1 protein-coding gene is annotated in these 1,557 nt (G+C 60.4%); it reads left to right on the forward strand.

Annotated elements, in window-relative coordinates; genetic code table 11:
* The coding region (locus tag CG471_RS29750; RefSeq protein WP_306552797.1) for an IS110 family transposase at positions 1–1,241 on the forward strand (1,241 nt) is incomplete at its 5' end.
* Positions 1,242–1,557 lie beyond the last annotated feature (316 nt).

A 1,557-nucleotide genomic window follows, 5' to 3' on the forward strand; every position in this document is an offset into this window, starting at 1 on the left:
CCGGTTGTGGTTTAGCTGAGGTCTTTTCTCTCCTGCAAACAGGCGCACGATGGTGCTGCACGATGAAGGGAGATGACACGATGACGAAGAAGATCACGAACCCCGAGATACTGGCGATCCGGGCAGCGGCGGATGTGGACCCTGCATGTGGCCGCGTCTGGGTCGGGCTGGATGTTGGCTTAAAATCGACGTCGGTGTGCGTGCTGGATCGCGACGGCAAGGTCGTCCACCAGGTTTCGATGAAGACGCACCCGACCGAGATCGGGCGCTATCTCGCGAAGAACTTCGCCTCCAACGTCGCTGTCGTCGGCATGGAGACCGGCGCGATGTCAGCGCATCTCGCCGACGGTCTGCGCCGACAGGGCTATCAGGTTGCCGTAATGGATGCCTTGCAGGTCCACCGCGTCCTGTCGCTCAAGCGCAATAAGACCGATACCAATGACGCGCGGGGCATCGCCGAGATCACGCGGACCGGCCGTGATTATCTGACCGAGGTCTATGTGAAGAGTGCTGCCTGTTACGAGGTGCGCGCGCAACTCATCATGCGCCATCGGCTCGTCCAGCAGCGCCTGGCCAACGAGAACATGATCCGTGGCCTGCTCCGTGTTTACGGTGGGCGGGTTGAACCCGGCGCCAAATCTTCCGCCACCTACAGGGAGCGGGTCGTTGAGCAATTGCTCATCATACAGGATCATGAGGGCCTTAACCTGCGTCCGCGCATCCTGCCGGTGCTCGATCTATGTGAGCGGCTTCAGGTGGATGCCGAACGGATCGAGACCGAACTGGAAGCGCTGGCAGCCGCCAACCCGATTTGTCGACGGTTCATGGCGGTGCCTGGCATTGGTGCGATCACGGCACTGTCCTTCTTCACTGCGATCGAGGAGCCATCGCGCTTCCGACGGGCTGATGATGTCGCCGCCTATCTGGGCCTCACACCGCGCGTGTACCAATCAGGCGAAAGCCTGACCCACGGCAAGATCAGCAAGATGGGCAACCGACTGACACGCACCCACATGGTCAATGCCGCCACGGTATTGCTGTCGGCCACCAAGACCTTCTCATCCTTGAAAGACTGGGGTGTCAGGCTGGCAAAGAAGGTCGGGTTCAACAAGGCGAAGGTCGCGGTCGCCCGCAAGCTGGCCGTCATTCTGTTCGGCATGTGGCGCGATGGTACCCACTTCCAGTTCAAGTCGGAAACCGTCGAGCCGCATCGACAGATGATGCAGGCCGCCCGCGCATGATGTGATTACGCTATCCGTCCCGTCGGACGGTATGATCCTCCCGGGAGGCGGAGGGCCGGTGACTTCGATTCTAACATTGGGGCAGCAATGACCCCGAGCTACGGTTGTTGAAGCGCCACCCTTCGATACGAACCGACCCCATTGCGGCATGCGACTATGAGAAAGGCTGCATCACAACAGCCGTCGCATGACCCCGGAGAGACTGTTGCACCCCGGGTCGATCGACATGCCGACGTGACCATTGCCAGAAAAGGCGAAGCATGATGAAGTAGGAAATACCAACGTCCCGCCCTGCCGCAGGGACCTCAGCTAGAGA

Origin of the sequence: Sphingobium sp. IP1 (genome assembly GCF_002708645.1) — a bacterium.
Taxonomy (GTDB): Bacteria; Pseudomonadota; Alphaproteobacteria; order Sphingomonadales; family Sphingomonadaceae; genus Sphingobium; species Sphingobium yanoikuyae.